The sequence below is a fragment of the Flavobacterium sp. SM2513 genome (genome assembly GCF_050908145.1).
Taxonomy (GTDB): Bacteria; Bacteroidota; Bacteroidia; order Flavobacteriales; family Flavobacteriaceae; genus Flavobacterium.
In genome coordinates this window covers 3,100,001-3,122,110 of record NZ_CP194228.1, presented here as the reverse complement: position 1 = coordinate 3,122,110, position 22,110 = coordinate 3,100,001, and the positions used below count along the sequence as shown (strand labels likewise).

At 35.8% G+C, this 22,110-nt stretch carries 17 protein-coding genes, 1 tRNA gene and 1 rRNA gene; 4 read left to right on the top strand and 15 right to left on the bottom strand.

Annotation, left to right across the window (positions count from 1 at the left end; genetic code table 11):
• Positions 1–86 precede the first annotated feature (86 nt).
• From ACQ5J2_RS13370 to ACQ5J2_RS13340, 7 genes are all read right to left on the bottom strand, one after another.
• Positions 87–2,012 (bottom strand): DEAD/DEAH box helicase, encoded by a 1,926-nt coding sequence (locus ACQ5J2_RS13370; RefSeq protein ID WP_432670958.1) that lies wholly within the window; start codon positions 2,010–2,012, stop codon positions 87–89.
• Positions 2,013–2,381: 369 nt separating this feature from the next.
• On the bottom strand, positions 2,382–2,954 hold the full coding sequence (locus ACQ5J2_RS13365) for a non-canonical purine NTP diphosphatase (RefSeq protein ID WP_432670957.1): 573 nt from the start codon (positions 2,952–2,954) through the stop codon (positions 2,382–2,384).
• Positions 2,955–2,963: 9 nt separating this feature from the next.
• A complete protein-coding gene (locus ACQ5J2_RS13360) occupies positions 2,964–3,356 on the bottom strand; it encodes a response regulator (protein ID WP_432670956.1) in 393 nt (130 codons plus the stop codon).
• Positions 3,353–5,641: a PAS domain S-box protein gene (locus ACQ5J2_RS13355; RefSeq protein ID WP_432670955.1), complete on the bottom strand. Its 2,289-nt coding sequence runs from the start codon at positions 5,639–5,641 to the stop codon at positions 3,353–3,355. Before ACQ5J2_RS13355 ends, ACQ5J2_RS13360 begins: the two co-directional genes overlap by 4 nt.
• Before the next feature lie 83 nt (positions 5,642–5,724).
• The gene (locus ACQ5J2_RS13350) at positions 5,725–6,345 is read right to left on the bottom strand and encodes a GDSL-type esterase/lipase family protein (protein WP_432670954.1); all 621 of its coding nucleotides are present in this window, start codon (positions 6,343–6,345) and stop codon (positions 5,725–5,727) included.
• A gap of 13 nt (positions 6,346–6,358) precedes the next feature.
• Positions 6,359–6,826 (bottom strand): DUF1456 family protein, encoded by a 468-nt coding sequence (locus ACQ5J2_RS13345; RefSeq protein WP_432670953.1) that lies wholly within the window; start codon positions 6,824–6,826, stop codon positions 6,359–6,361.
• Between the two features lie 154 nt (positions 6,827–6,980).
• Entirely contained in the window at positions 6,981–7,778 is a 798-nt protein-coding gene (locus ACQ5J2_RS13340; RefSeq protein WP_432670952.1) for an alpha/beta hydrolase, read from the bottom strand.
• 59 nt (positions 7,779–7,837) lie between these two features.
• On the opposite strand from ACQ5J2_RS13340, the gene ACQ5J2_RS13335 reads away from it, so the two are divergent.
• On the top strand, positions 7,838–8,239 hold the full coding sequence (locus ACQ5J2_RS13335; RefSeq protein WP_432670951.1) for an excinuclease ABC subunit B: 402 nt from the start codon (positions 7,838–7,840) through the stop codon (positions 8,237–8,239).
• Here ACQ5J2_RS13335 and uvrB read toward each other — a convergent pair.
• From uvrB to trmD, 8 genes are all read right to left on the bottom strand, one after another.
• Positions 8,236–10,227: an excinuclease ABC subunit UvrB gene (uvrB, locus tag ACQ5J2_RS13330; protein WP_432670950.1), complete on the bottom strand. Its 1,992-nt coding sequence runs from the start codon at positions 10,225–10,227 to the stop codon at positions 8,236–8,238. The two genes, ACQ5J2_RS13335 and uvrB, sit on opposite strands and share 4 nt — an antisense overlap.
• A gap of 252 nt (positions 10,228–10,479) precedes the next feature.
• On the bottom strand, positions 10,480–11,451 hold the full coding sequence (gene rlmF / locus ACQ5J2_RS13325; RefSeq protein ID WP_432670949.1) for a 23S rRNA (adenine(1618)-N(6))-methyltransferase RlmF: 972 nt from the start codon (positions 11,449–11,451) through the stop codon (positions 10,480–10,482).
• Positions 11,452–12,036: a GDP-mannose pyrophosphatase NudK gene (gene nudK / locus ACQ5J2_RS13320; RefSeq protein ID WP_432670948.1), complete on the bottom strand. Its 585-nt coding sequence runs from the start codon at positions 12,034–12,036 to the stop codon at positions 11,452–11,454.
• A 14-nt stretch (positions 12,037–12,050) separates the two neighbouring features.
• Positions 12,051–12,713, bottom strand: a complete 663-nt coding sequence (locus ACQ5J2_RS13315; protein WP_432670947.1) for a thiamine diphosphokinase — start codon at positions 12,711–12,713, stop codon at positions 12,051–12,053.
• 82 nt (positions 12,714–12,795) lie between these two features.
• Complete coding sequence (locus ACQ5J2_RS13310) at positions 12,796–15,018, bottom strand: NADP-dependent isocitrate dehydrogenase (RefSeq protein ID WP_432670946.1); 2,223 nt, start codon at positions 15,016–15,018, stop codon at positions 12,796–12,798.
• Positions 15,019–15,262: 244 nt separating this feature from the next.
• A complete protein-coding gene (gene rplS, locus ACQ5J2_RS13305) occupies positions 15,263–15,616 on the bottom strand; it encodes a 50S ribosomal protein L19 (RefSeq protein WP_432670945.1) in 354 nt (117 codons plus the stop codon).
• A gap of 207 nt (positions 15,617–15,823) precedes the next feature.
• On the bottom strand, positions 15,824–16,303 hold the full coding sequence (locus tag ACQ5J2_RS13300; protein ID WP_432670944.1) for a hypothetical protein: 480 nt from the start codon (positions 16,301–16,303) through the stop codon (positions 15,824–15,826).
• Between the two features lie 80 nt (positions 16,304–16,383).
• A complete protein-coding gene (gene trmD / locus ACQ5J2_RS13295; RefSeq protein WP_022827868.1) occupies positions 16,384–17,061 on the bottom strand; it encodes a tRNA (guanosine(37)-N1)-methyltransferase TrmD in 678 nt (225 codons plus the stop codon).
• Positions 17,062–17,251: 190 nt separating this feature from the next.
• Here trmD and ACQ5J2_RS13290 point away from each other — a divergent pair, with 190 nt between their 5' ends.
• The 3 genes from ACQ5J2_RS13290 to ACQ5J2_RS13280 all read left to right on the top strand — a co-directional run bounded on the left by ACQ5J2_RS13290 (position 17,252) and on the right by ACQ5J2_RS13280 (position 22,030).
• Positions 17,252–19,330 carry a M3 family metallopeptidase gene (locus ACQ5J2_RS13290; RefSeq protein ID WP_432673316.1) on the top strand — a complete coding sequence of 693 codons (2,079 nt, stop codon included), beginning with the start codon at positions 17,252–17,254 and terminating at the stop codon, positions 19,328–19,330.
• A gap of 1,024 nt (positions 19,331–20,354) precedes the next feature.
• Positions 20,355–21,870, top strand: a 16S ribosomal RNA gene (locus ACQ5J2_RS13285).
• Positions 21,871–21,956: 86 nt separating this feature from the next.
• Positions 21,957–22,030 (top strand) — tRNA-Ile (locus ACQ5J2_RS13280).
• Positions 22,031–22,110: the final 80 nt, after the last annotated feature.

The following is a 22,110-nucleotide window of genomic DNA, read 5'->3' as shown; positions in this document are numbered from 1 at the left end:
GACTTGTTTTAAGACCCTAAAAGTAATAAAACAGTTGAAACAATCTTGCAGTTTGCCTATAATTATAAGAAAATTAACTAAAAAGTTTAGCTTTTTCTTGGTCTTCTTGGTTTAGGAGAATCACCGAAACTTTCGGAGCGTCTTGGTGCTCTTTCAGTACTTTCGCTTCTTGGAGCTCTATCTCCAAATCCTTCTCTTTTTGGAGCGGCGCTTCTTCTTCCAAAACCACCTTCAGATGATCTTTCGCTTCTGAAGCCACCTTCGCGTTTTGCACCAAATCCGCTACCACCAGAACCTTCACGTCTTGGACCGAATCCGCCTGATCTTCCACCAGAGCTTCTTTCGCCACCAGATCGTCCACCACCGGATCCACCTCTATTGTTATGGTCACGTCTTCCGCCACCATCATTCTTAGAAATTTCAACGTTGATTCTGCGTCCTTCGATTTGTGTATTGTTCAAAATTTCCATTACTTTTTCTGAGTGCTCAGCATCTGTATTAAAGAAAGAGAATCCTTCCTTTACATCTACTTTGTACACGTCATCACGACCTAAGTCTAATGTTTCTTTCAAGAAATCTTTCAATTGCATCCAGTCAAAATTATCTCTTGATCCGATGTTTACAAAATAACGAACCGCATCAGAATTGCTCATCGGTCGATCTCCACGTTCTTCGCGAGGACCAGCGGATTGATTTGACAAATCACGTGATTTCTTGTAATAATTGATGAAACGGTTAAATTCAACCGAAACCATTTTCTTGATCAACTCTTCTTTCGTTAAGTCTTCTAAAACATTGTTAATCGCTGGTAAATAAGTGTTTATTTCGCTATCAACTTCTGTATCTTTAATTTTATTTGCTAAGTGTAACAACTGAATTTCGCAGATTTCAATTCCAGAAGGAATCGTTTTTTCTTCAAATTTCTGTTTGATAGTACGTTCGATAGAAGAAATTTTACGCAACTCACTTTTCGTCACAATAACGATAGAAGTTCCTAATTTTCCTGCACGACCTGTACGACCTGAACGGTGGTTGTAAATTTCGATTTCGTCTGGCAATTGGTAATTTACTACGTGCGTAATATTATCAACATCAATTCCACGAGCGGCAACATCAGTTGCAACAAGCATTTGGATTTGACGACCTCTAAAAGATTTCATAACACCGTCACGTTGAGCTTGCGATAAATCGCCGTGTAATGCTGCAGCACTGTAGCCGTCTTCGATTAATTTTTCTGCAACAGCTTGTGTATCCCGTTTTGTACGACAGAAAACTACGGAGAAAATGTCTGGATTTGCATCAGCTAAACGTTTTAAAGCTTCATAACGGTCACGAGCGTTCACTAAGTAAAACTCATGAGAAACCGTTGATGAACCTGAATTTTTAGCTCCAACAGTAATCTCGATTGGGTCATGCATAAATTGTTTTGCAATTCTAGCAACCTCTTGCGGCATTGTTGCCGAGAATAACCATGTACTTTTCTCATCAGGCGAAGTTGAAAGGATGTTTACGATGTCTTCGTAGAATCCCATGTTCAACATTTCATCTGCCTCATCAAGAATACAATAATTGATTTTTGAAATGTCAACCAATCCTCGGTTGATCATATCCTGCATTCTACCTGGTGTTGCTACAATAATTTGCGCACCTCTTTTGATTTCGCGGGCTTGATCAGAAATACTTGCACCACCGTAAACAGCAACAACATTAATGTTCTTTTCGTACTTCGAGTAATCTTTAATTCCGTTTGTAATTTGCAAGCAAAGTTCGCGCGTTGGAGATAAGATTAACGCTTGTGTACTCCTGTTGTTAGCGTCAATTTTTTGTATAAGTGGAAAACCAAAAGCTGCCGTTTTCCCAGTACCCGTTTGAGCTAACGCAACCATATCAGTGTCTTTTTCCAATAATAGGGGAATCGCTTTCTCCTGTACTTCAGTCGGATTCTCAAATCCTAGATCGATAATCGCCTTCAGTAACGATTCACTCAATCCTAATTGTTCAAATTTATTCATATAGTAATTTAAAATATTTTGCAAAAGTACAATGAATTTTTCTGAAAAACTAATGTTAATTTGTGTTTTATTGAATGTCTAGTAATTGATATTCAATAAATTATGATATTGTTAACTTTGCGGTACCCATAAAAACGACATTATCTCTTAAATGTAGTATGAAGAAATCCCTTAAAAAAATATTTTTATTGATAAAGTGTCTTTTTATGGGTGTTACCCAGTCGCTATAGTAATCCACTCGTGCTTTTTTTTGGTTTCGTTCCAAAAAAAATATCCCCTAAGAGTTGCGTTGCAAACGCATTTCACTGAACTGCTGTAAAAATGAAAGTAAAGTAATGTAGTCCCAAATGCGAGGGTAAATCTAGAAGTTTATGTAGTTAAAAAATGCATTAACTGTTTTACAGCCAAGCCTCTATGACTAATTGCTGATTTTTCTTGCTGATTCATTTGTGCAAAAGTCATTTTGTAATTATTAGGTTGAAAAATTGGGTCGTAGCCAAAACCTTGACTTCCTTTTTGCGATGTAGTGATGTTACCGGTAATGATTCCAGTAAATAAATACTGCTCGTTTTTTATGTTTAAAGCGATAACGGTTTTAAATCGTGCGTTTCGATTTTGAACTCCTTCTAATTCTCGTAAAACTTTATCAATATTATCTTGGTCGTTTTTCTGTTCACCCGCAAATCGTGCTGAGAGAACGCCTGGAGCTCTATTTAAATATTCTATTTCTAAACCGGAATCATCTGCAAAGCAGTCATAACCGTACTTTTCAGTCACGTAGTTGGCTTTCAGAATGGCATTTCCTTCAATGGTATTAGCTGTTTCAGGAATTTCATCGAAACATCCAATATCCTTTAAACTTAAAATTTGAATAGAAGAAGATAATAAGTTTTGAATTTCTTCAATTTTATGAAGGTTGTTAGAAGCGAAGACAAGTTTCATCTTTATGATTTAAATTTTTTCTAATATTTCTTTTAATCCGTCAATTGTAACGGGCTTCAAAATATAGTTACTTACATTTGAATAGGTTTTTGCTTTCATAACATCTTCATTATCAATCGAAGATGTTATAATATAAATGGTTATTTTTTGTTTGCAAGGAATTTTAATAAATGCATCAAGAAATTCCCATCCGTCCATAATGGGCATGTTTAAATCAAGCAAAATTAAATCAGGTAAGGTTCCTTCGTTCAAAATAATTTTTTGTAACGTATCGAGCGCGTTTTTTCCATTATGAAAAATCATAAAGCTTTCGCATAAATTCCCAATTTTCATCATTCGCTGTGCTCCAAATATATATATTGGATCATCATCGATGATACAAGTTAAGGGTATTTTTTTCATTTTTTTAATTGTATCTTAAAGGTAGTTCCTTTTTTTAATTTGCTTTCAACCTCAATCTTACCACTCATTGCCTCTACTTGATTTTTTGTAATAAAAAGTCCGATACCTCGCGCATCCTTATTATTATGAAATGTTTTGTACATTCCAAAGATTTTATTGCCGTTTCTCTTCAAGTCAATTCCTATTCCGTTATCTTCAATAACCAGTTGTACCAAATTGTCAACTGTAGTGCAACTTAATGTTACATATTTCTCGCCCTCTTCTTTGCTGTATTTAATTGCATTTGTCAATAGATTATTGATAATACTGCTTATATAAGCTGTAATACCTTGAACTGTAGTTTCTTCGGTAATATTGTTATTAATTACAACATTCTTTTTATTTGCCAAAGCCAGAAGGTTTCTAATATTTAATTCTACTACTTCATGCAAATTAATTGTTTCTAAATTTTCAATCAAGGTTGTATTTAGTTGAACAACTTCATTTAAATGCGTTATAGTTTCTTTCAAGTCGTCTGAAGCTGTTTCAAGATAATTTATAAATTCATTCTCTTTAAATTCTGGGTGGTCATGGACCAATAAATCCAGCAACATTTTAAAATTAGAAGCATGAGAACGCAAATTATGTGAAACTATGTGTGCAAAATTTCGCAAACGGTCGTTTTGATCATTTGTAATTTCTAATAAGGAAGTTATTTCTTTTTCCGCTTTTTTAATTTCAGTCAAATCTATAGCAATTCCTAAATATCCTACTAATAAATTGTCTTGTTCAATTTCAGTAATTGTTAGTAAAACTGGTAAGTGATAGCCTTCTTTGTGCACATAAGCCCATTCACGGGTCTCAAAGCTATTATGAGATAAACTTGAAAATATGGCAAAATCATTTTCACTACCTGTAATCTCGAGCTCTGCTTTTCTGCTTTTTATTTCATTAGCGGAATGAATAGAAGTAATATTCTGTATGCCAATCATTTCACTGGCTTTATAACCTAGTAAGTTTTCAGCTCCAGAATTAAAGTTTTTAATCAAACCCATTTTATCTGTCGCAATAATACTTACATGTGTACTTGCATTAAAAACAGCTTGTTGTTTTCTGATGGCATCTTCTAATTTGTTTTTTGTAAGTATATTCGCGGTGATGTCTATTATTTGCGAAATATAATGATAAGGAGTACCGTCATTTTTTCTAACTACTGACACTGAAAGTCGCACATTAATTACGGATCCGTTTTTATGGAAATACCGTTTGTCCATTTGGTAGCTTTCTCTCAGTCCAGTTGACAATTCGTTTAACAATTCTAAGTCACAATCTAAATCTTCAGGATGTGTAATGTCTTGAAAGGTTATTTTTTTTAGTTCATCCTCATTGTAACCGATGATTTCACATAAACGTTTATTAACTTCTAGCCAGGCTCCTTGTTCATTTAAAATCGCCATACCTATTGCCGCATATTCAAAATTGCCTCTAAAAGTCGATTCGCTAATGCGAAGTTTTTCTGACTGCTCAATTTGTCGTGTAATGTCTTGAAAAACGCCAATAATTTTAAAAGGCTTTCCCTCCTTAAGAAAAATTCTTCCTGAACAGCGAACCCATTTTATGTTCTTTTTTGCTGTAATAATCCTACAATTTAAGTCGAAAGGTAAATGCTTTTGTATGGTTTCTTGTAATGCTGTGACAATTTTAGCACGGTCTTCAGGAAAATAAAAGTCTAATCCTGCATCGGCTCTAGGAACATAATCTGTTGCAACTTCGTGAATAGAATAAACTTCATTTGTCCATGTCACTTCTTCATTTAACAAATTTATTTCCCAACCACCAATTTCTGCAATTTTTTCTAACTGTGAAAAAATTTCTCTTTGAATAAAAATTTGATTATCAGAGGCTTCTTCAGACTTCTTCGAAAGTTCATTTTTAATTATTTTCGTGTTTGAAAAAATATAACCCGTAACTTTATGTTGAAAATCCTTTATTGCAAGAAAAGCGACCTCACAACTTAGTGAAATTAAATCTTTTTTAGTATAATTTAATGTAAAGTGATTTTCTACATCTGATAATTGTTCAATTAATTTTTCCGGATTACTTATACCTAATAATTTAAAAAGTGTGATTTCCGACTGTTCATTAACTGAATAATCTAGATTTTTTAAAAATAAATGATTTAAATACAAATTTTCACATGAAAAATCCCATATCCAAAAACCTTCAGTGGCTTTATTTTCTATAAAAAATAATGCTTCAGGATTAGATGCGTTTCTTTCAAAAATTGAATAAGTAGTTTCAATCATTTTTACTAAATTTCAAGTTGTGTTGATTTACAAAAATAAAAACGGTTTAAAAGTAGTAAAAAAAGTAGCTTTACTAACAGATTTTAAAGAATTTCCGTTAAAAGGCGGCTTAATCTCGTTGACATGATGTCGTAGCCGATATTATTAGGATGTACTCCGTCATTTGAATACTTAGAATTCATAACTTTATTTTCAGTTAATAAAGTATAATAATCTACAAAAAAAATATCTTTCTCGGTAGATTGTGATTTAAGAAAACAATTCAGAAGATTGATTTTTTCAAAAGGTTTAATTTTTTTATTCCAATAATACTCAGAAACAGGTAATAGAGAACATAAAACAATTGGGATTCCATTTCCGATGGCAACTTTAATCATTGACCGAAAATTATTTTGAATTTCCAACAAAGTAATTTGACCGTTATTCTCGGCTATATCATTTGTCCCCACTAAAACAACTACAATTTTTGGCTGTAAATCAAGGACATCTGCTTGAAAGCGATGCAATATTTGTGATGAAGTTTGCCCATTAATACCGCGATTTATGAAGTGCAGATTTTCTCTAAACAAAGACTGTTCCTTCCAACCTGCAATTATAGAATCACCAATAAATACAACCCTATTTTTGTCACGGAGCGACTTTAATTGTTCATTTTCACGTCGAAATTTTTCTAAATAGGCCCAATCTGTATTTAAGTTTTCCAAAGGGAAAATTTTATTATTTCTTTCCGTTTTTGTAACGTACTTTTTCAACAATCTCTATTTTTGGAGCTTGCTTTTTAGAACGGTCATTGCTTTTAAAAGCAGGCTTTCCAGTAGAAGAAGATGGTTTGCCTGGAGAATAAGGTTTGCCTGTTGATGATGGTTTGCCTTTTGGAGGATTTGAAACTGCAGGTTTTGCAGATTTAGCGCGATTATTAACTTCGTCGCGATTTTTAGAAATCACATCCATAGCATTCTTAGGTTCTTCCTTTGTTCCTCTTAAATGAATAATCAATCCGTTTAAAAAATTACGCAGTACTTGGTCGCCACATTCCATAAAATTAGGATGATCTTCTGCTCTAAAAAGCGCGTTCAATTCTGGTTTATCCATTCGGAAGTCAACTAATTCTAGAATTTCTAGAATTTGTTCGTCTCTCAATTGCAATGCAACTCGTAATTTTTTGAAAATGTCGTTATTAGTCATAAAGGAAATTTTTTGTAAAGATAATTTTTATTTTGGTAATGCTTGTGATTTTTCTCTCGCAAAGAAGCTAAGACGCATCGTTGGGTTACGCTTGCTTTGCGTCTTTGCGACTTTGCAAGATATTTTTTTAAAAGTAAGCGAGAAAGTATTCCTTTTAAAACAACCATTTCACAGCTTGCTCAAAGTTTTCACGCCATAATTTTTCATTATGTTCACCATCTTTCACAATAACCGACTTATTTAGATTTAAGCAATAACAACGGTTTCGGTCGAGTAGGGTTTCCATTTTTTTTAAATCTGAAACCATATTTTCACTTTCTTTATCGCCACATAAAAGGAAAATTCGTGCTTTCGTTTTCTCTGAACTTTCCATCAATGTATAAATTTCTGCTGAAAACCAAAATGATGGCGAGAAAACACCTGCTTTTCCAAAAACTTCTGGATATTTTAAAACAGCATAAAACGAAATCAATCCACCAAGTGAACTTCCGAAAATCGCTGTGTTTTTAGTATTCGATTTAGTTTGATAAACACTATCGACTTTTGGTTTCAAAGTTTTTACAATGAATTCCAAATAGTTATCGCCATTTCCACCGCCGTATTTTTCGTTTTTATAAGGCGTCAATTCGTCGATTCTTTTTTCATTTCCGTGTTCAATTCCAATGACAATTATTTGTGCATTCATTTTATTCAACGTTTCATCCACTTCCCATTCACCGACATAAGACGTTTTTGCATCAAATAAGTTTTGAGCATCGTGCATGTAAATTACAGGATATTTCTTGTTAGAAGTTGAATAATCCTTCGGCAAATAAACCCATATTTTTTTCTGCACATTTAATTCAGGTGAAAATATTTCAAAAGTAGTTACATTTTCAGAAACAGTAGATTCTTGAGCATGAACATTTGAAGAAAAAAAGACAGTAATTATGAAAATAAAAATCTTTTGCATAAGGTGTTAACTTGTAATTTTAAATAAAAAGAAATAGTTTAGCTAAAAATAGCTATTTAATGGACACACACGCGACAAAAATAAATTTATTGAGCGAAATGATTGCTTTTTCCATTGTTGATGGCGAACTGCATGAACGTGAATATCAGTTTTTGTCATTAGTGGCAAATGAACTAAAAATAACCAAATCGGAATTTGAAGATTTATTTCATCAAGAGCGTTTTGTAATTCCTATAAAATCTGAAAATCAGCGTATTCAGCAATTTTATCGTTTGGCCTTATTAATGCATATCGACGGTGTTTTACACGAAAAAGAAGCCATTGCCATTAAGCAAATTGCGATTGATATGGGACTAAATCCATCAGCAACTTCCCGTTTTTTAGAATTAATTCGCAAAACTAAAAATAGAATTATGGAGCCAAATGAAGTGTATGCTTTATTTAAAGAGCAACGGAATTAAAATACTTTTTCCTGCAATGCTTTAATATCATCTCGGAATTTTGCCGCTTGCATAAAATCCAATTCTTTTGCGGCTTTTTCCATTGATTTTCGTTTTTCACGAATCAATTTATCAACCGCATCTTTCGTCATATAAGTCGTGTCGGGCTCTGCAGCAATAGAAGCTGTGTTTCCCAATTCATAATCGACCAACTTGTTTTTCGTAAACGCGCTTTCAATTTTCTTGTTTAGTGCCATTGGCACGACATTATTATCCGTGTTGTACTGAATTTGTTTTGCTCTTCGATATTCCGTGTCGTCAATTGTTTTCTGCATACTAGCTGTCATTTTATCTGCGTACATAATTGCTTTTCCGTTCAAATTTCGAGCCGCACGACCAATAGTTTGCGTTAAAGAACGGTTGCTTCGAAGAAATCCTTCTTTATCAGCGTCCAAAATGGCAACTAATGAAACTTCGGGTAAATCCAAACCTTCACGTAATAAATTGACACCAATTAAAACATCAAAAATCCCTTTTCGTAAATCCTGCATGATTTCAATTCGCTCTAAAGTATCAACTTCCGAGTGAATATAACGACAACGAATATTCAATTTTGTTAAGTATTTTGCCAATTCCTCTGCCATTCTTTTGGTTAAAGTTGTTACCAAAACTCGTTCGTCAATTTCTGCACGAATCTGAATTTCCTCAATTAAATCGTCAATTTGATTCAAACTAGGACGAACTTCGATAATCGGGTCCAACAATCCCGTGGGACGAATAATTTGTTCGACATAAACGCCATCTGATTTTTCTAACTCATAATCCGCCGGAGTTGCCGAAACGTAAATTACTTGGTTTTGCATCGCCTCAAATTCTTCAAAACGCAAAGGTCGGTTGTCCATTGCAGCTGGAAGTCGGAAACCATATTCCACCAAATTTTCTTTCCGACTTCTATCGCCTCCATACATGGCATGCACTTGCGAAAGCGTCACGTGACTTTCATCCACAATCGTTAAGAAATCTTTTGGAAAATAATCCAACAAACAGAACGGTCGTGTTCCTGGAAGTCGGCCATCGAGATAGCGCGAATAATTTTCAATACCCGAACAATAACCCAATTCCCGAATCATTTCTAAATCGAAATTTGTTCGTTCTTCCAGTCTTTTGGCTTCAAGATGTTTTCCAATTTCCTTGAAATAATCCACTTGCTTCACCAAATCTTGCTGAATTTCCCAAATCGCTCCATTCAAAACATCGGGCGAAGTCACAAACATATTTGCAGGATAAACCGTCAGCGTCTTATATTTTTCAACCACCAAAGAAGTTTTTGCATCAAAAGCTTCAATTTCTTCAATTTCATCACCAAAGAAATGCACCCGAAAAGGTTCGTCGCCATAACTTGGGAAAATCTCTACCGTATCACCTTTAATTCTGAAAGTTCCAGGAGTAAATTCGGCTTCCGTTCGTGAATATAAACTTTGAACAAGCTGATGTAAAAGTTTTGTTCGGGAGATAATTTGGTCTCTATCTAAAGTGATTACGTTTTTTTGAAACTCAACCGGATTTCCAATTCCGTATAAACAAGAAACGGAAGCTACAACCAGTACATCGCGTCGTCCCGAAAGGAGTGAGGACGTCGTGCTCAAACGCATTTTTTCCAATTCTTCATTAATAGACAAATCCTTTTCAATAAAAACGCCGGTAACAGGCATAAAAGCTTCTGGCTGATAATAATCGTAATAAGAAACGAAATATTCCACCGCATTGTTTGGAAAAAACTGTTTAAACTCCGAATACAATTGAGCGGCCAAAGTTTTATTGTGTGCCAAAACCAAAGTGGGTCGTTGCACTTCTTGAACCACATTTGCCACCGTAAACGTCTTACCCGAGCCGGTAACTCCTAAAAGTGTTTGGAATTTTTCCCCATTTTCAATTCCTTCCGCCAATTTTTTAATCGCTTGGGGTTGATCGCCTTTGGGTTGGTAATCGGATACAACGTTGAATTTCATAAATGCAGTTTTTCAGACTACAAATTTACTAATCTTTTGCGTTTAAAAAGAATAAGGAAAACTTAAATATTTATATTGTTTAAGCAAGTTACGGAAAGTTTCTACAAAAAATAGTAAAATTTGGGCGTTACCACAAGGGTCGGGCCATCCGCTCCCGCTTTTTTTTGAGGCAAAGAAAAATTGCCTCAAAAAAAGAGCTCCACTTCTGTCCCTAACGCAAAATGTGCTCAAACAGAAATTCTATGTTACAAATCAAAAATCATTTTCCTCACTAGGCTTTTGCTCATCAAATCGTCCATTATTCATGCGACTTTCGGTCATAAAAGTCCAAGCCAAAATCCGACTCGTTTTCTGACCTTGTTTCATTTCAATAACTTTGATTTCGGTCGGCTCAATTTTATCTAGGACTTTCATCAAACTTTTCAAATGTTCGTTTTTTGAAACTAGAGTCGTAAACCACATCACTTGTTGTTGGTATTTCGCACTTTCAAAAATCATTTGCGTAATGAATTTTACTTCGCCACCATCACACCATAATTCATCTGAAATCCCGCCAAAATTAGGTGTTTTATCAACCGCCTCTTTCTGCAATCCTAGGTTATTCAATTTTCGAGTTGTTCCTTTTTTCGCTTCCGACGCCGACATGTGAAAAGGAGGATTACACATTGTAAAATGAAATTTATCTTCTGGTTCAATGATGTCTTTGAAAATAAAACGAGAATTCAACTGCTGTTGCAACGCTATTTTTTCACCTAAATCAGGATTGTGTTGTAAAATCGTCGAACAGTTTTTTAAAGCTTTCAAATTTGTATCTGTCGCCACAAAATCCCAGTTGTAAAAACTAGCTCCAATCAATGGATAAATGCAGTTGGCACCCACACCAATGTCCAAACCTTTGACATAACTTCCTGTTGGAATTTCTGCCTTATTTCCTTTAATTAAATCCGCGATGTAGTGAATATAATCCGCTCTTCCAGGAATTGGAGGACAAAGAAAACCTTCTGGAACATCCCAGTTTTCAACGTTGTAATACTGCATTAAAAGCGATTTATTCAAACTTTTAACCGCTTTAGGATTGTCAAAATCGATGGTGAGTTGGTCTGTGTTTTTTACTTTTTGAACAAACTGCTGTAATTTGGGATTGGTTTGCACTAAAAGTTCAAAGTCGTAACGCGAACGATGACTGTTTCTGGGATGCAAATTATTTTTTTCTGTAGATTCCATTTAGTTGATTAACTGATTAATTTTTGCGTATTGCAAAAGTAGTATTGTTTTGGCATCGACAATTTCGCCAGAAGCAATCATGTTGTAAGCCGTTTCAAAAGGAAGTTCGATGACTTCAATGTTTTCGTGTTCTGAAGCTAAACCGCCGCCTTTTCCTTTCTTCATTTCATCATCGTATTCAGCTACAAAGAAATGAATAATTTCTGTAACCGCACCCGGAGACATGTATGCTTGAAATATTTTTTTTACGGCGTGTAATTCATAACCCGTTTCCTCTTCAGTTTCACGTTTGATGCATTCTTCTGGATGCTCAATTTCCAAAACTCCTGCACAAGCTTCAATCAAAAAACCACTTTCGTTCTGGTTTAAATACGTAGGAAGCCGAAACTGTTTAATTAAGACAACTGACTTTTTTATTTTATTGAAAAGCAGAATTGTCGCTCCATCGCCACGGTCGTATACTTCTCGTTTTTGCTCTTCAACTTCACCGTCTTCTTTGGTGTAGTCTAGCGTTATTTTGGAAAGTTTTGCCCATTTATCAGACAATATTTCTGTCTTTTTGATAGTTATATTTGGGTTTTTCATAGAAATTTTAGTTTTTAATCGTGGCATTCCATTAATAATAAATCGCCATCAGAATGTGTAATCGTAACCAATCCATCGCTTAAAACCGAGTTGCTACTTCCTGTTCGGTAACCAATAGTTAAGGTATCATTTTCCAAAGGATATTCTAAATTTTCGGATGAAATTCCTTCAACCAAACCAATAGGAATCAACGACAATATACTTTTCGCTGGATACCATTTTTGAAATTTTCTCGGCAACTGATAGATTTTTGAATAATCATCGAGAATTACAATTTTCAAATCATTTTGATAACGAACAATATTGGTCACATTTGTAATAGTGTGGTCGGCTCTTCGTCCGGTTGCCCAAACTACATTTACAGCAGGAATTTTTCGTTCAATTAAATAATCAAACGCTTTTTCCAGATCGGTTTTATTTTGATTTGGTGTATGTACAATTTCAATTGGATATTGTGAATCTTTATATTTTTCCGCATTAAAATTCCGGTCGAAATCTCCTAACAAAACATCCACTTTTATGCCTAATTCTAAAACCCTAATTATAGCAGAATCAAGCACTACCACAATGGGCGACCATTCTAGTAACTGTCCTAAAAGTTCTGGGCTGCAACTTTCGCCATTGGCAATGATTAAAGCAGGTTCTTGGTCGTCACGAACGATGTGATGAGATGACATTGATTGTAATTAGAATTAAGTTGTAAATATAAAAAAAGACGGCCTTTAAAAAGCCGTCTTTTTCAAAATCCTTTATAGAATACTATTTTAATTTTGCCAAAGCAGCATTAAAAGTGGCACTTGGTCGCATTGCTTTGTCTGTCAAATTATAATTTGGATTGTAATATCCTTTAATTTCTTGACGTGAACCTTGGGCAGCAATTAATTCCGCATTAATTTTATCTTCATTTTCGGATAATTCTTTCGCGATAGGAGAGAAGGTAGTTTTCAATTCAGCATCTTTATCTTGAGCTGCTAATGCTTGAGCCCAATATAAAGCTAAATAAAAGTGTGAACCACGGTTATCTAATTGTCCCAATTTTCGAGCTGGAGACTTATCTGTTTCCAAGAATTTTTCTGTAGCAATATCCAAAGCATCTGCAATAACAAGCGCTTTTGAATTATCGTTATTTTGACCTAAAAATTCAAGAGAAGCACCTAAAGCCAAAAATTCACCTAATGAATCCCAACGTAAATAGCCTTCTTCAATAAATTGTTCAATATGTTTTGGAGCAGAACCTCCAGCACCTGTTTCAAATAAACCACCGCCATTCATCAAAGGAACGATAGAAAGCATTTTAGCAGATGTTCCAACTTCTAAAATTGGAAACAAATCCGTTAAATAATCACGCAGTACATTTCCAGTAACCGAAATGGTGTCAAGACCTTTTACGATTCTTTTCAAAGAGAAATTTGTAGCGTCAATTGGGTTCATGATTTGGATATCTAAACCAGTTAAATCATATTCTTTTAAATATAATTGTACTTTTTTAGTCAATTCACGGTCGTGAGCTCTGTTTTCATCCAACCAGAAAATTGCAGGAGTATTCGAAAGTCGTGCACGATTAACAGCTAGCTTTACCCAGTCTTGAATTGGAGCATCTTTCACTTCACACATTCTGAAGATGTCTCCAGCTTCTACTTTTTGTTCAAATAAAACAGCATTATCACTATCTAAAACTTGAACAGTTCCATTTGAAGCCGCTTTAAATGTTTTATCGTGGGAACCATATTCTTCCGCTTTTTGAGCCATTAAACCAACATTGGCAACACTTCCCATAGTTGTTGGGTCTAACGCGCCATTTTCTCTACAAAAATCAATTGTAGCTTGGTATAATCCTGCATACGAACGGTCTGGAATAATCGCCAAAGTATCTTGTGATTTTCCTTCCGTATTGTACATTTTTCCTGAATTACGAATCATCGCTGGCATAGATGCATCAACAATCACATCAGAAGGAACGTGCAAATTGGTAATTCCCTTATCAGAATTTACCATAGCAACCTCAGGACCATTTTCAAAAGCACTATTTAAGGCAGCCTCTATTTCAGTTTGTTTTGGGTGACCTGCTATTTTAGCATACAAAGCAGCTAAACCATTTTTGGCGTCTACTTTCAATTCTGCAAATTCAGCAGCATATTTTTCAAAAACAGAAGCAAAAAACACTTCTACAATTGCACCAAAAATGATTGGGTCAGAAACCTTCATCATCGTAGCTTTTAAATGCACAGAAAACAAAAGACCTTTAGCTTTAGCTTCTGCCATTTCTTTTGCGATGAATTTTTTAAGTGCATTTATATTTAAAGTAGCACTGTCGATAATTTGACCAGCAGTCAATGCACTATTTTCTTTTAAAACGGTAGTCGTTCCATCTTGAGCAACGAATTGAATGCTGTAGCTTTTTTGATTTTCAATAGTTAGCGATTTTTCACTTCCGTAAAAATCACCTTCTGGCATACTTGCTACGTTTGTTTTAGAGTCTGTAGACCAAGCACCCATAGAGTGTGGATGTTTTTTTGCGTAATTCTTAACCGCTTTTGGAGCACGTCTGTCAGAATTTCCTTCACGTAAAACAGGGTTAACTGCAGAACCTAATACTTTAGCGTAAGCCGCTTTAATTTTAGTTTCCGCATCATTTGCTGGATTGTCCGGATAATTAGGTACCAAAATTCCGTGTGATTGAAGTTCTGCAATTGCTTCTTTTAATTGAGGAATTGACGCTGAAATATTAGGAAGTTTGATGATGTTTGCTTCTGGTGTTGTAGCTAATTTACCTAGTTCAGATAAAGCATCTTCACGTTGCTGGTCTTTTTGAACCATTGCAGGGAAATTTGAAATTATTCTTGAAGCTAAAGAAATGTCTTTTGGTTGAATATGAATTCCTGCAGGAGCTGTGAATGCTTGAACAATTGGTAAAAAAGAATGGGTAGCAAGCATTGGAGCTTCATCGGTAATTGTATAGAAAATCGTAGATTGTTTTGACATATAATAATTATTTATGCTGTTTATTGCGACACAAATATACTAAAAACCACTCAATTTTAAATAATTACAACTTCCGAAAACCTTATAATTGTTAATTTGATAATAGGAAGGAAGAGAATTGTCAAATTGTTAATTATGAAGTATAAAATTTACGAATTTGTAAAAATAGATTGCATTTTTTACGAATTAAAACTCAAAAAAAAACTCCGATGCAAATCGGAGTTTTAATAATACTGAAAGAAAATTAGAATCTTCTTTTATCTTTAATTTTGGCTTTTTTACCAGTAAGTTCTCTAAAGTAGAAAATTCTAGCTCTACGAACTGCACCTTTTTTGTTGATTTCAATTTTTTGTAAAGCTGGTAAATTCACAGGGAAGATACGCTCTACACCAATTGAACCTGACATTTTACGGATTGTAAAAGTTTCTGTAGCTCCAGAACCTCTTCTTTGAATCACAACACCTTTAAAAAACTGTGTTCTTGTTTTTTCACCCTCTCTAATTTCGTAGTAAACAGTGATTGTGTCTCCAGCTCCAAAAACTGGGAAATCTTTTTTAGCAACAAATTCGTCTCTAACGAATTTCATTAAATCTGCCATGATAATAGTTATTATAGTTTATATCAAATCAACATTCACGCCTTTCGCCAGAGGTTAATTCAATGAGGGTGCGAAAGTAAAAAATATTTATGAATTATAAGTTATGAATTGTGAATTATTTTCATCACGTAAATCAGGTCTGTGATTTTTAGTATATTCCTAAAATTTATCTTCATGTCACTAGCTTTTTTTGCTTAAAAACGTAGATTACCCAAGTGTCGTTTTAATATAATTCCCTTCTTTATCAAAAACGACGACGGTAAACCTATTATTGATGTAAATCCCTAGCTCAAATGTAACTTCTTTTTCACCTCTTGTAACCATCATCGCCTCAGTAACTCCGCGGTCGGTATAGTTTTTTTTCATATAATCAATTGCTTTTTTCGGAATTTCATTTGCTTCAATAGTTGCCGCAAAGGCAATTAGAGTTCCATCTCTATTATAAACCGCTGATGAATAGCGATTGTCAAATATAAATCGGGCTTCGTAAACCAATTTGTCATTATAACGGCCTTGGTATTGTGAAAACCAAACAGGCTCGTTTTTAGAAAATTTAGTTTGAAACGCTTCTGCAACGATTATTGGTACATTTTTTTCAGGTTTTGGAGCAACGATGTCTTGCGCAAACAAACTAGAAAATTGAAAAACGAATAGTAGTAATACCGATAATTTAAGTAATTTTTTCATAGTGTAATTTTTCTACAAGTTAGCAATCATGAGAACCAATTGAAAATGAAACCGCTAACTTTATGAAAACATTAAAAAAATTACTCTTCTAATAAATCAGGACGTCTATTTTTAGTGTGTTCGTAGGCTTTATCCTCTCGCCATTTATCAATTTTTGCAAAATGTCCACTGGTCAAAACTTCTGGAACTTTCCAACCTTTATAGTCGGCGGGTCGTGTATAAATGGGTCCTGAAAGTAAATTGTCTTGAAAACTATCGGTTAGTGCAGAAGTTTCATCACTCAAAACACCTGGAATTAATCGAATTAAAGCATCAGAAAGGACCAAAGCTCCTAATTCGCCTCCCGATAAAACATAATCACCAATTGAAATCTCTTTGGTAATAAAATGGTCGCGAACACGTTGGTCCACTCCTTTATAATGACCACATAAAATGATGATGTTTTCATACATCGACATGGTGTTGGCCATTTTTTGATTCAAAGTTTCGCCATCAGGACTCATGTAGATGATTTCGTCGTACGTTCGCTCTTCTTTTAATTTTGAAATACAAGCGTCAATAGGTTGAACAGTCATTACCATTCCAGCACCACCGCCAAAAGGATAATCGTCTACGCTTTTTTGTTTATTAGTAGTGTAATCCCGCAAATTATGAAAGTGAACTTCCACTAATCCTTTATCAATAGCTCTTTTCATAATGGAAGCTTCAAAAGGACTTCTCAATAATTCCGGTAAAATAGTTACAATGTCAATCCGCATTTCAAAAAATTTTGTCGCAAAGTTACCAATATTAATTGGTAGATAGTTTGTAAAACTAAGTCGAAATAATTTTAACAACATTGTATTTGCAATACTTCAAATTTAAAGTACTTTTAGCTTTCAATTTTAAACTCTAGAAATGAAACATCCAAATCCGAAATGGGTTCATGCAAATGTTGCTGTTCTGTTAATGACGATACTTCCGAACACGAATATTTCTGCACAAAATAATCCTAAAATGAGCAACCCTTTACTTCAACGAAGCACTTTGCAATACCAAGCACCTGCTTTTAACTTGATTAAAAATGAACATTTTAAACCTGCTTTTGAATTCGGTTTGAAATCCCACGATAAAGAAGTGGAGCAGATTACAAATAACGCTGAAAGACCAACATTTAAAAACACGGTTTTAGCTTTAGAACTCAGCGGAGTCGATTTAAATCGTGCTCGAACAATTTTTGGTAATTTATCAGGTTCCAATACAAACCCGGAATTGCAGAAATTAGACGAAGAATATGCGACCGTTTTTGCAGCTCATCAAGATAAAATTTATTTAAACAGTAAGTTATACCAACGTTTTAAAGCAATTGACTTAAATTCACTAAAAGGCGAGGATAAAAAACTGACCGAATATTATTTGCAAAAATTTGAATTAGCTGGAGCAAATCTCTCTGAAAATGCCAAAGAAAAAATGAAAGTTATCAATGGCGAATTAGCGGCTTTGAGCACTGCATTTGGAAATAAATTATTAATAGTCCGAAAAAATAACGCTATTTTATTTGATGATGTTTCTGATTTAGAAGGTTTATCGGAACAAGAAATTGAAGCTGCAAAAATGCAAGCTACCGAAGTGGGAGAAGAGGGTAAATATTTAATTTCATTACAAAACACCACACAACAACCCGTTTTACAGTATTTAGTAAACAGAAATTCTCGCGAAAGAATATTCAAAGCTTCTTGGAACCGTGCCGAAAATAAGGATGACGGCGATACCAGAGAAACACTAGAGCAAATGGTTCGCTTGCGTCTTCAAAAAGCCCAATTGATGGGAAAAAGTAGTTTTGCCGAGTGGAAAATTCAAGACCAAATGGCTAAAACGCCTGATGCAGCGATGAAGTTATTGGCACAAATTGCAGCTCCTGCTGTTGAAAAAGCGAAACGTGAAGCAGATGAAATTCAGAAGATTATTGACGAACAAAAAGGAAACTTTAAACTACAACCTTGGGACTGGAATTTTTACGCAGAACAAGTTCGGAAAGAAAAATACGATTTAGACGACAGCGAAATCAAACCTTATTTTGAAATTCGTACCGTCTTAGAAAAAGGCGTATTTTTTGCCGCAAAGCAGATGTACGGAATTACTTTTAAAGAACGAAAAGACTTACCCGTTTACCATCCAGACGTGGTTGTTTATGAAGTTTTTGACAAAGACGGGACTTCAATGGCAATATATTACAATGATTTTTATACCAGAGACAACAAAAATGGAGGTGCTTGGATGAGTAATTTCGTTGACCAATCGCATTATTTAAAGCAAAAACCAGTGATTGTAAATGTGTACAATTTTGCAAAACCGGTTAATGATAATCCTTCTTTAATCAGTTTTGATGATGTTACCACTATGTTTCATGAATTTGGGCATACCTTACACGGGCTTTTTGCCAACCAGCAATATGTTTCGCTTTCAGGAACGAATGTACCTCGTGATTACGTAGAATTCCCTTCGCAAATTAATGAGCACGCCGCACTTGACCCAACCGTTTTGAAAAACTACGCGATACATTACAAAACTAAAAAAGCAATTCCGCAAGACCTTGTCAGCAAAATCCTTAAATCAGGAACGTTCAATAGTGGTTATAATGTCACTGAATTACTTGCAGCTGCAACTTTAGACATGGCGTGGCACAGTGTGACGGATGAAAATGATTTCAAACCCACTTTAGAATTTGAGAAAGAAGCTTTATCTAAATACGGACTTTTAATGGAAGAAGTGCCTACGCGGTACCATTCTCCTTACTTTGCACATGTTTTCAGTGGCGGATATTCAGCAGGATATTATGCCTACACGTGGTCAAAAACACTAGATTACAATGTATACGACTGGTTGAAAAAGAATGGAGGAATGACCCGTGAAAACGGCGAACGTTTCCGAAAATACATCTTATCTGTAGGAAATAGTGTCGATTTAAACAATGCTTTTGAAGAGTTTGTGGGGCACAAAATGGAAGTCCAGCCTTACCTTGATAATGAAGGATTGAACGATAAATAATACCCATAAAAAAAGCGACTTCTAATCAAAGTCGCTTTTTTTTATTTGCATATCCACAAAGCCTGATAAACCCAAAAAGTAACCCATTAAAAAGGGTTTAGTGCCAAAAAACACTAAACCCTTAGCCACTTTTCTCAAAACCCTCCCATGCATATACCTTTCAAATGCATCCCACCACTACGAGGCAACAAATAAAAAACAAACCCAACCAACATTCACAATAATATAGTCATTATATATAGGAGCATAAACCATAAACCAATCCTATAGAATAAAGACCAACACCAATAGGCCAAAAAAACAACGAACACCGCAAGCCTATAGTCAATCAACCCGCTTAAAAACCAAAACCATCCCATCAGCCCCAACCCAAACAAAAAAAAGTCATTCTCAAACCCCACACTTTTAACCAATTAAAAAATACTTTACAATTACTTTACAAAGACGCTTGTATAAGAGAAAAGAAGTGTTACTTTTGCACCCGCAATAAGGCGCAAGTTCATACAAATACTGACATTCCCCCTCAAGAAAAGGATTAGAAATAATCTAAAAATAAATTTGCGAGATGAGAAAAGAAGTATTAGTTTTGCACCCGCTAACAAGGCAAAGTTCATCAGACATTTTGAGGTTAAGAATTGGAGAGAATAAGCTTAAAAATATTTTCAAAAAGGCTTGCCAGAAATAAAAGAAGGATTTACCTTTGCACCCCGCAAGAGAGGATGTTCATTGAGAGATTGAGTAAGTAATAGAGAAGAAAAAGGGAAGCGAAAGTTTTCAAAAAAACTTCAAAAAAAGCTTGCCAGATTAAAAATAAGATGTACTTTTGCACCCGCTTCGAGAAACACGCTAAGTGAAAAACGAAACGAAAACAAGAATGACACGTTCATAGACATATTGAATTGACAGCCGTTTTGAGAAGAGATTCTCAGAACAAAGAAAAAAAGAGTAAGGTAAATCGTTAAGATTTACGAGTTAGAAATTCGTCAACAATTAGAGGCTTGATTTATTAAGTCTCACACAATATACGATGAAGAGTTTGATCCTGGCTCAGGATGAACGCTAGCGGCAGGCTTAACACATGCAAGTCGAGGGGTATAGAGAGCTTGCTCTCTAGAGACCGGCGCACGGGTGCGTAACGCGTATGCAATCTACCTTTCACAGAGGGATAGCCCAGAGAAATTTGGATTAATACCTCATAGTATATCGAGTTGGCATCAACATGATATTAAAGTCACAACGGTGAAAGATGAGCATGCGTCCCATTAGCTAGTTGGTAAGGTAACGGCTTACCAAGGCAACGATGGGTAGGGGTCCTGAGAGGGAGATCCCCCACACTGGTACTGAGACACGGACCAGACTCCTACGGGAGGCAGCAGTGAGGAATATTGGTCAATGGAGGCAACTCTGAACCAGCCATGCCGCGTGCAGGATGACGGTCCTATGGATTGTAAACTGCTTTTGTACAGGAAGAAACCCTACTTCGTGAAGTAGATTGACGGTACTGTAAGAATAAGGATCGGCTAACTCCGTGCCAGCAGCCGCGGTAATACGGAGGATCCAAGCGTTATCCGGAATCATTGGGTTTAAAGGGTCCGTAGGCGGCCTAGCAAGTCAGTGGTGAAATCTCCCCGCTCAACGGGGAAACGGCCATTGATACTACTAGGCTTGAATTATTAGGAAGTAACTAGAATATGTAGTGTAGCGGTGAAATGCTTAGATATTACATGGAATACCAATTGCGAAGGCAGGTTACTACTAATTGATTGACGCTGATGGACGAAAGCGTGGGGAGCGAACAGGATTAGATACCCTGGTAGTCCACGCCGTAAACGATGGATACTAGCTGTTGGGCGCAAGTTCAGTGGCTAAGCGAAAGTGATAAGTATCCCACCTGGGGAGTACGAACGCAAGTTTGAAACTCAAAGGAATTGACGGGGGCCCGCACAAGCGGTGGAGCATGTGGTTTAATTCGATGATACGCGAGGAACCTTACCAAGGCTTAAATGTAGATTGACCGGTTTGGAAACAGACTTTTCGCAAGACAATTTACAAGGTGCTGCATGGTTGTCGTCAGCTCGTGCCGTGAGGTGTCAGGTTAAGTCCTATAACGAGCGCAACCCCTGTTGTTAGTTGCCAGCGAGTCATGTCGGGAACTCTAACAAGACTGCCAGTGCAAACTGTGAGGAAGGTGGGGATGACGTCAAATCATCACGGCCCTTACGCCTTGGGCTACACACGTGCTACAATGGACGGTACAGAGAGCAGCCACTGGGTGACCAGGAGCGAATCTACAAAACCGTTCTCAGTTCGGATCGGAGTCTGCAACTCGACTCCGTGAAGCTGGAATCGCTAGTAATCGGATATCAGCCATGATCCGGTGAATACGTTCCCGGGCCTTGTACACACCGCCCGTCAAGCCATGGAAGCTGGGGGTGCCTGAAGTCGGTGACCGCAAGGAGCTGCCTAGGGTAAAACTGGTAACTAGGGCTAAGTCGTAACAAGGTAGCCGTACCGGAAGGTGCGGCTGGAACACCTCCTTTCTAGAGAAAGACGCAATAATAACGAAGTAAGTTAGACTTACTTTACTCTTTTCGCTGTTGATTTAAAAAAAAAAGTAATAAAACAGAGTCTCGTAGCTCAGCTGGTTAGAGTACAACACTGATAATGTTGGGGTCGGCAGTTCGAGTCTGCCCGGGACTACTATTTTATACTTAAAGGAAATTTTAGAGGTTGAGAAACCAGTTTACAGTATACGGTATACAGTTTACAGTACATTGCGA

Excerpts from the sequence above, each read along its gene's own strand:
- ACQ5J2_RS13340 (WP_432670952.1), bottom strand. The coding sequence starts at position 7,778 with ATGCAAAAGATTTTTATTTTCATAATTACTGTCTTTTTTTCTTCAAAT.
- ACQ5J2_RS13310 (WP_432670946.1), bottom strand. The coding sequence starts at position 15,018 with ATGTCAAAACAATCTACGATTTTCTATACAATTACCGATGAAGCTCCA.
- nudK (WP_432670948.1), bottom strand. The coding sequence starts at position 12,036 with ATGAAAAACCCAAATATAACTATCAAAAAGACAGAAATATTGTCTGAT.
- ACQ5J2_RS13335 (WP_432670951.1), top strand. The coding sequence starts at position 7,838 with ATGGACACACACGCGACAAAAATAAATTTATTGAGCGAAATGATTGCT.
- ACQ5J2_RS13315 (WP_432670947.1), bottom strand. The coding sequence starts at position 12,713 with ATGTCATCTCATCACATCGTTCGTGACGACCAAGAACCTGCTTTAATC.
- ACQ5J2_RS13370 (WP_432670958.1), bottom strand. The coding sequence starts at position 2,012 with ATGAATAAATTTGAACAATTAGGATTGAGTGAATCGTTACTGAAGGCG.
- uvrB (WP_432670950.1), bottom strand. The coding sequence starts at position 10,227 with ATGAAATTCAACGTTGTATCCGATTACCAACCCAAAGGCGATCAACCC.
- rlmF (WP_432670949.1), bottom strand. The coding sequence starts at position 11,451 with ATGGAATCTACAGAAAAAAATAATTTGCATCCCAGAAACAGTCATCGT.
- ACQ5J2_RS13345 (WP_432670953.1), bottom strand. The coding sequence starts at position 6,826 with ATGACTAATAACGACATTTTCAAAAAATTACGAGTTGCATTGCAATTG.
- ACQ5J2_RS13355 (WP_432670955.1), bottom strand. The coding sequence starts at position 5,641 with ATGATTGAAACTACTTATTCAATTTTTGAAAGAAACGCATCTAATCCT.
- ACQ5J2_RS13360 (WP_432670956.1), bottom strand. The coding sequence starts at position 3,356 with ATGAAAAAAATACCCTTAACTTGTATCATCGATGATGATCCAATATAT.
- rplS (WP_432670945.1), bottom strand. The coding sequence starts at position 15,616 with ATGGCAGATTTAATGAAATTCGTTAGAGACGAATTTGTTGCTAAAAAA.
- ACQ5J2_RS13290 (WP_432673316.1), top strand. The coding sequence starts at position 17,252 with ATGACGATACTTCCGAACACGAATATTTCTGCACAAAATAATCCTAAA.
- ACQ5J2_RS13365 (WP_432670957.1), bottom strand. The coding sequence starts at position 2,954 with ATGAAACTTGTCTTCGCTTCTAACAACCTTCATAAAATTGAAGAAATT.
- trmD (WP_022827868.1), bottom strand. The coding sequence starts at position 17,061 with ATGCGGATTGACATTGTAACTATTTTACCGGAATTATTGAGAAGTCCT.
- ACQ5J2_RS13300 (WP_432670944.1), bottom strand. The coding sequence starts at position 16,303 with ATGAAAAAATTACTTAAATTATCGGTATTACTACTATTCGTTTTTCAA.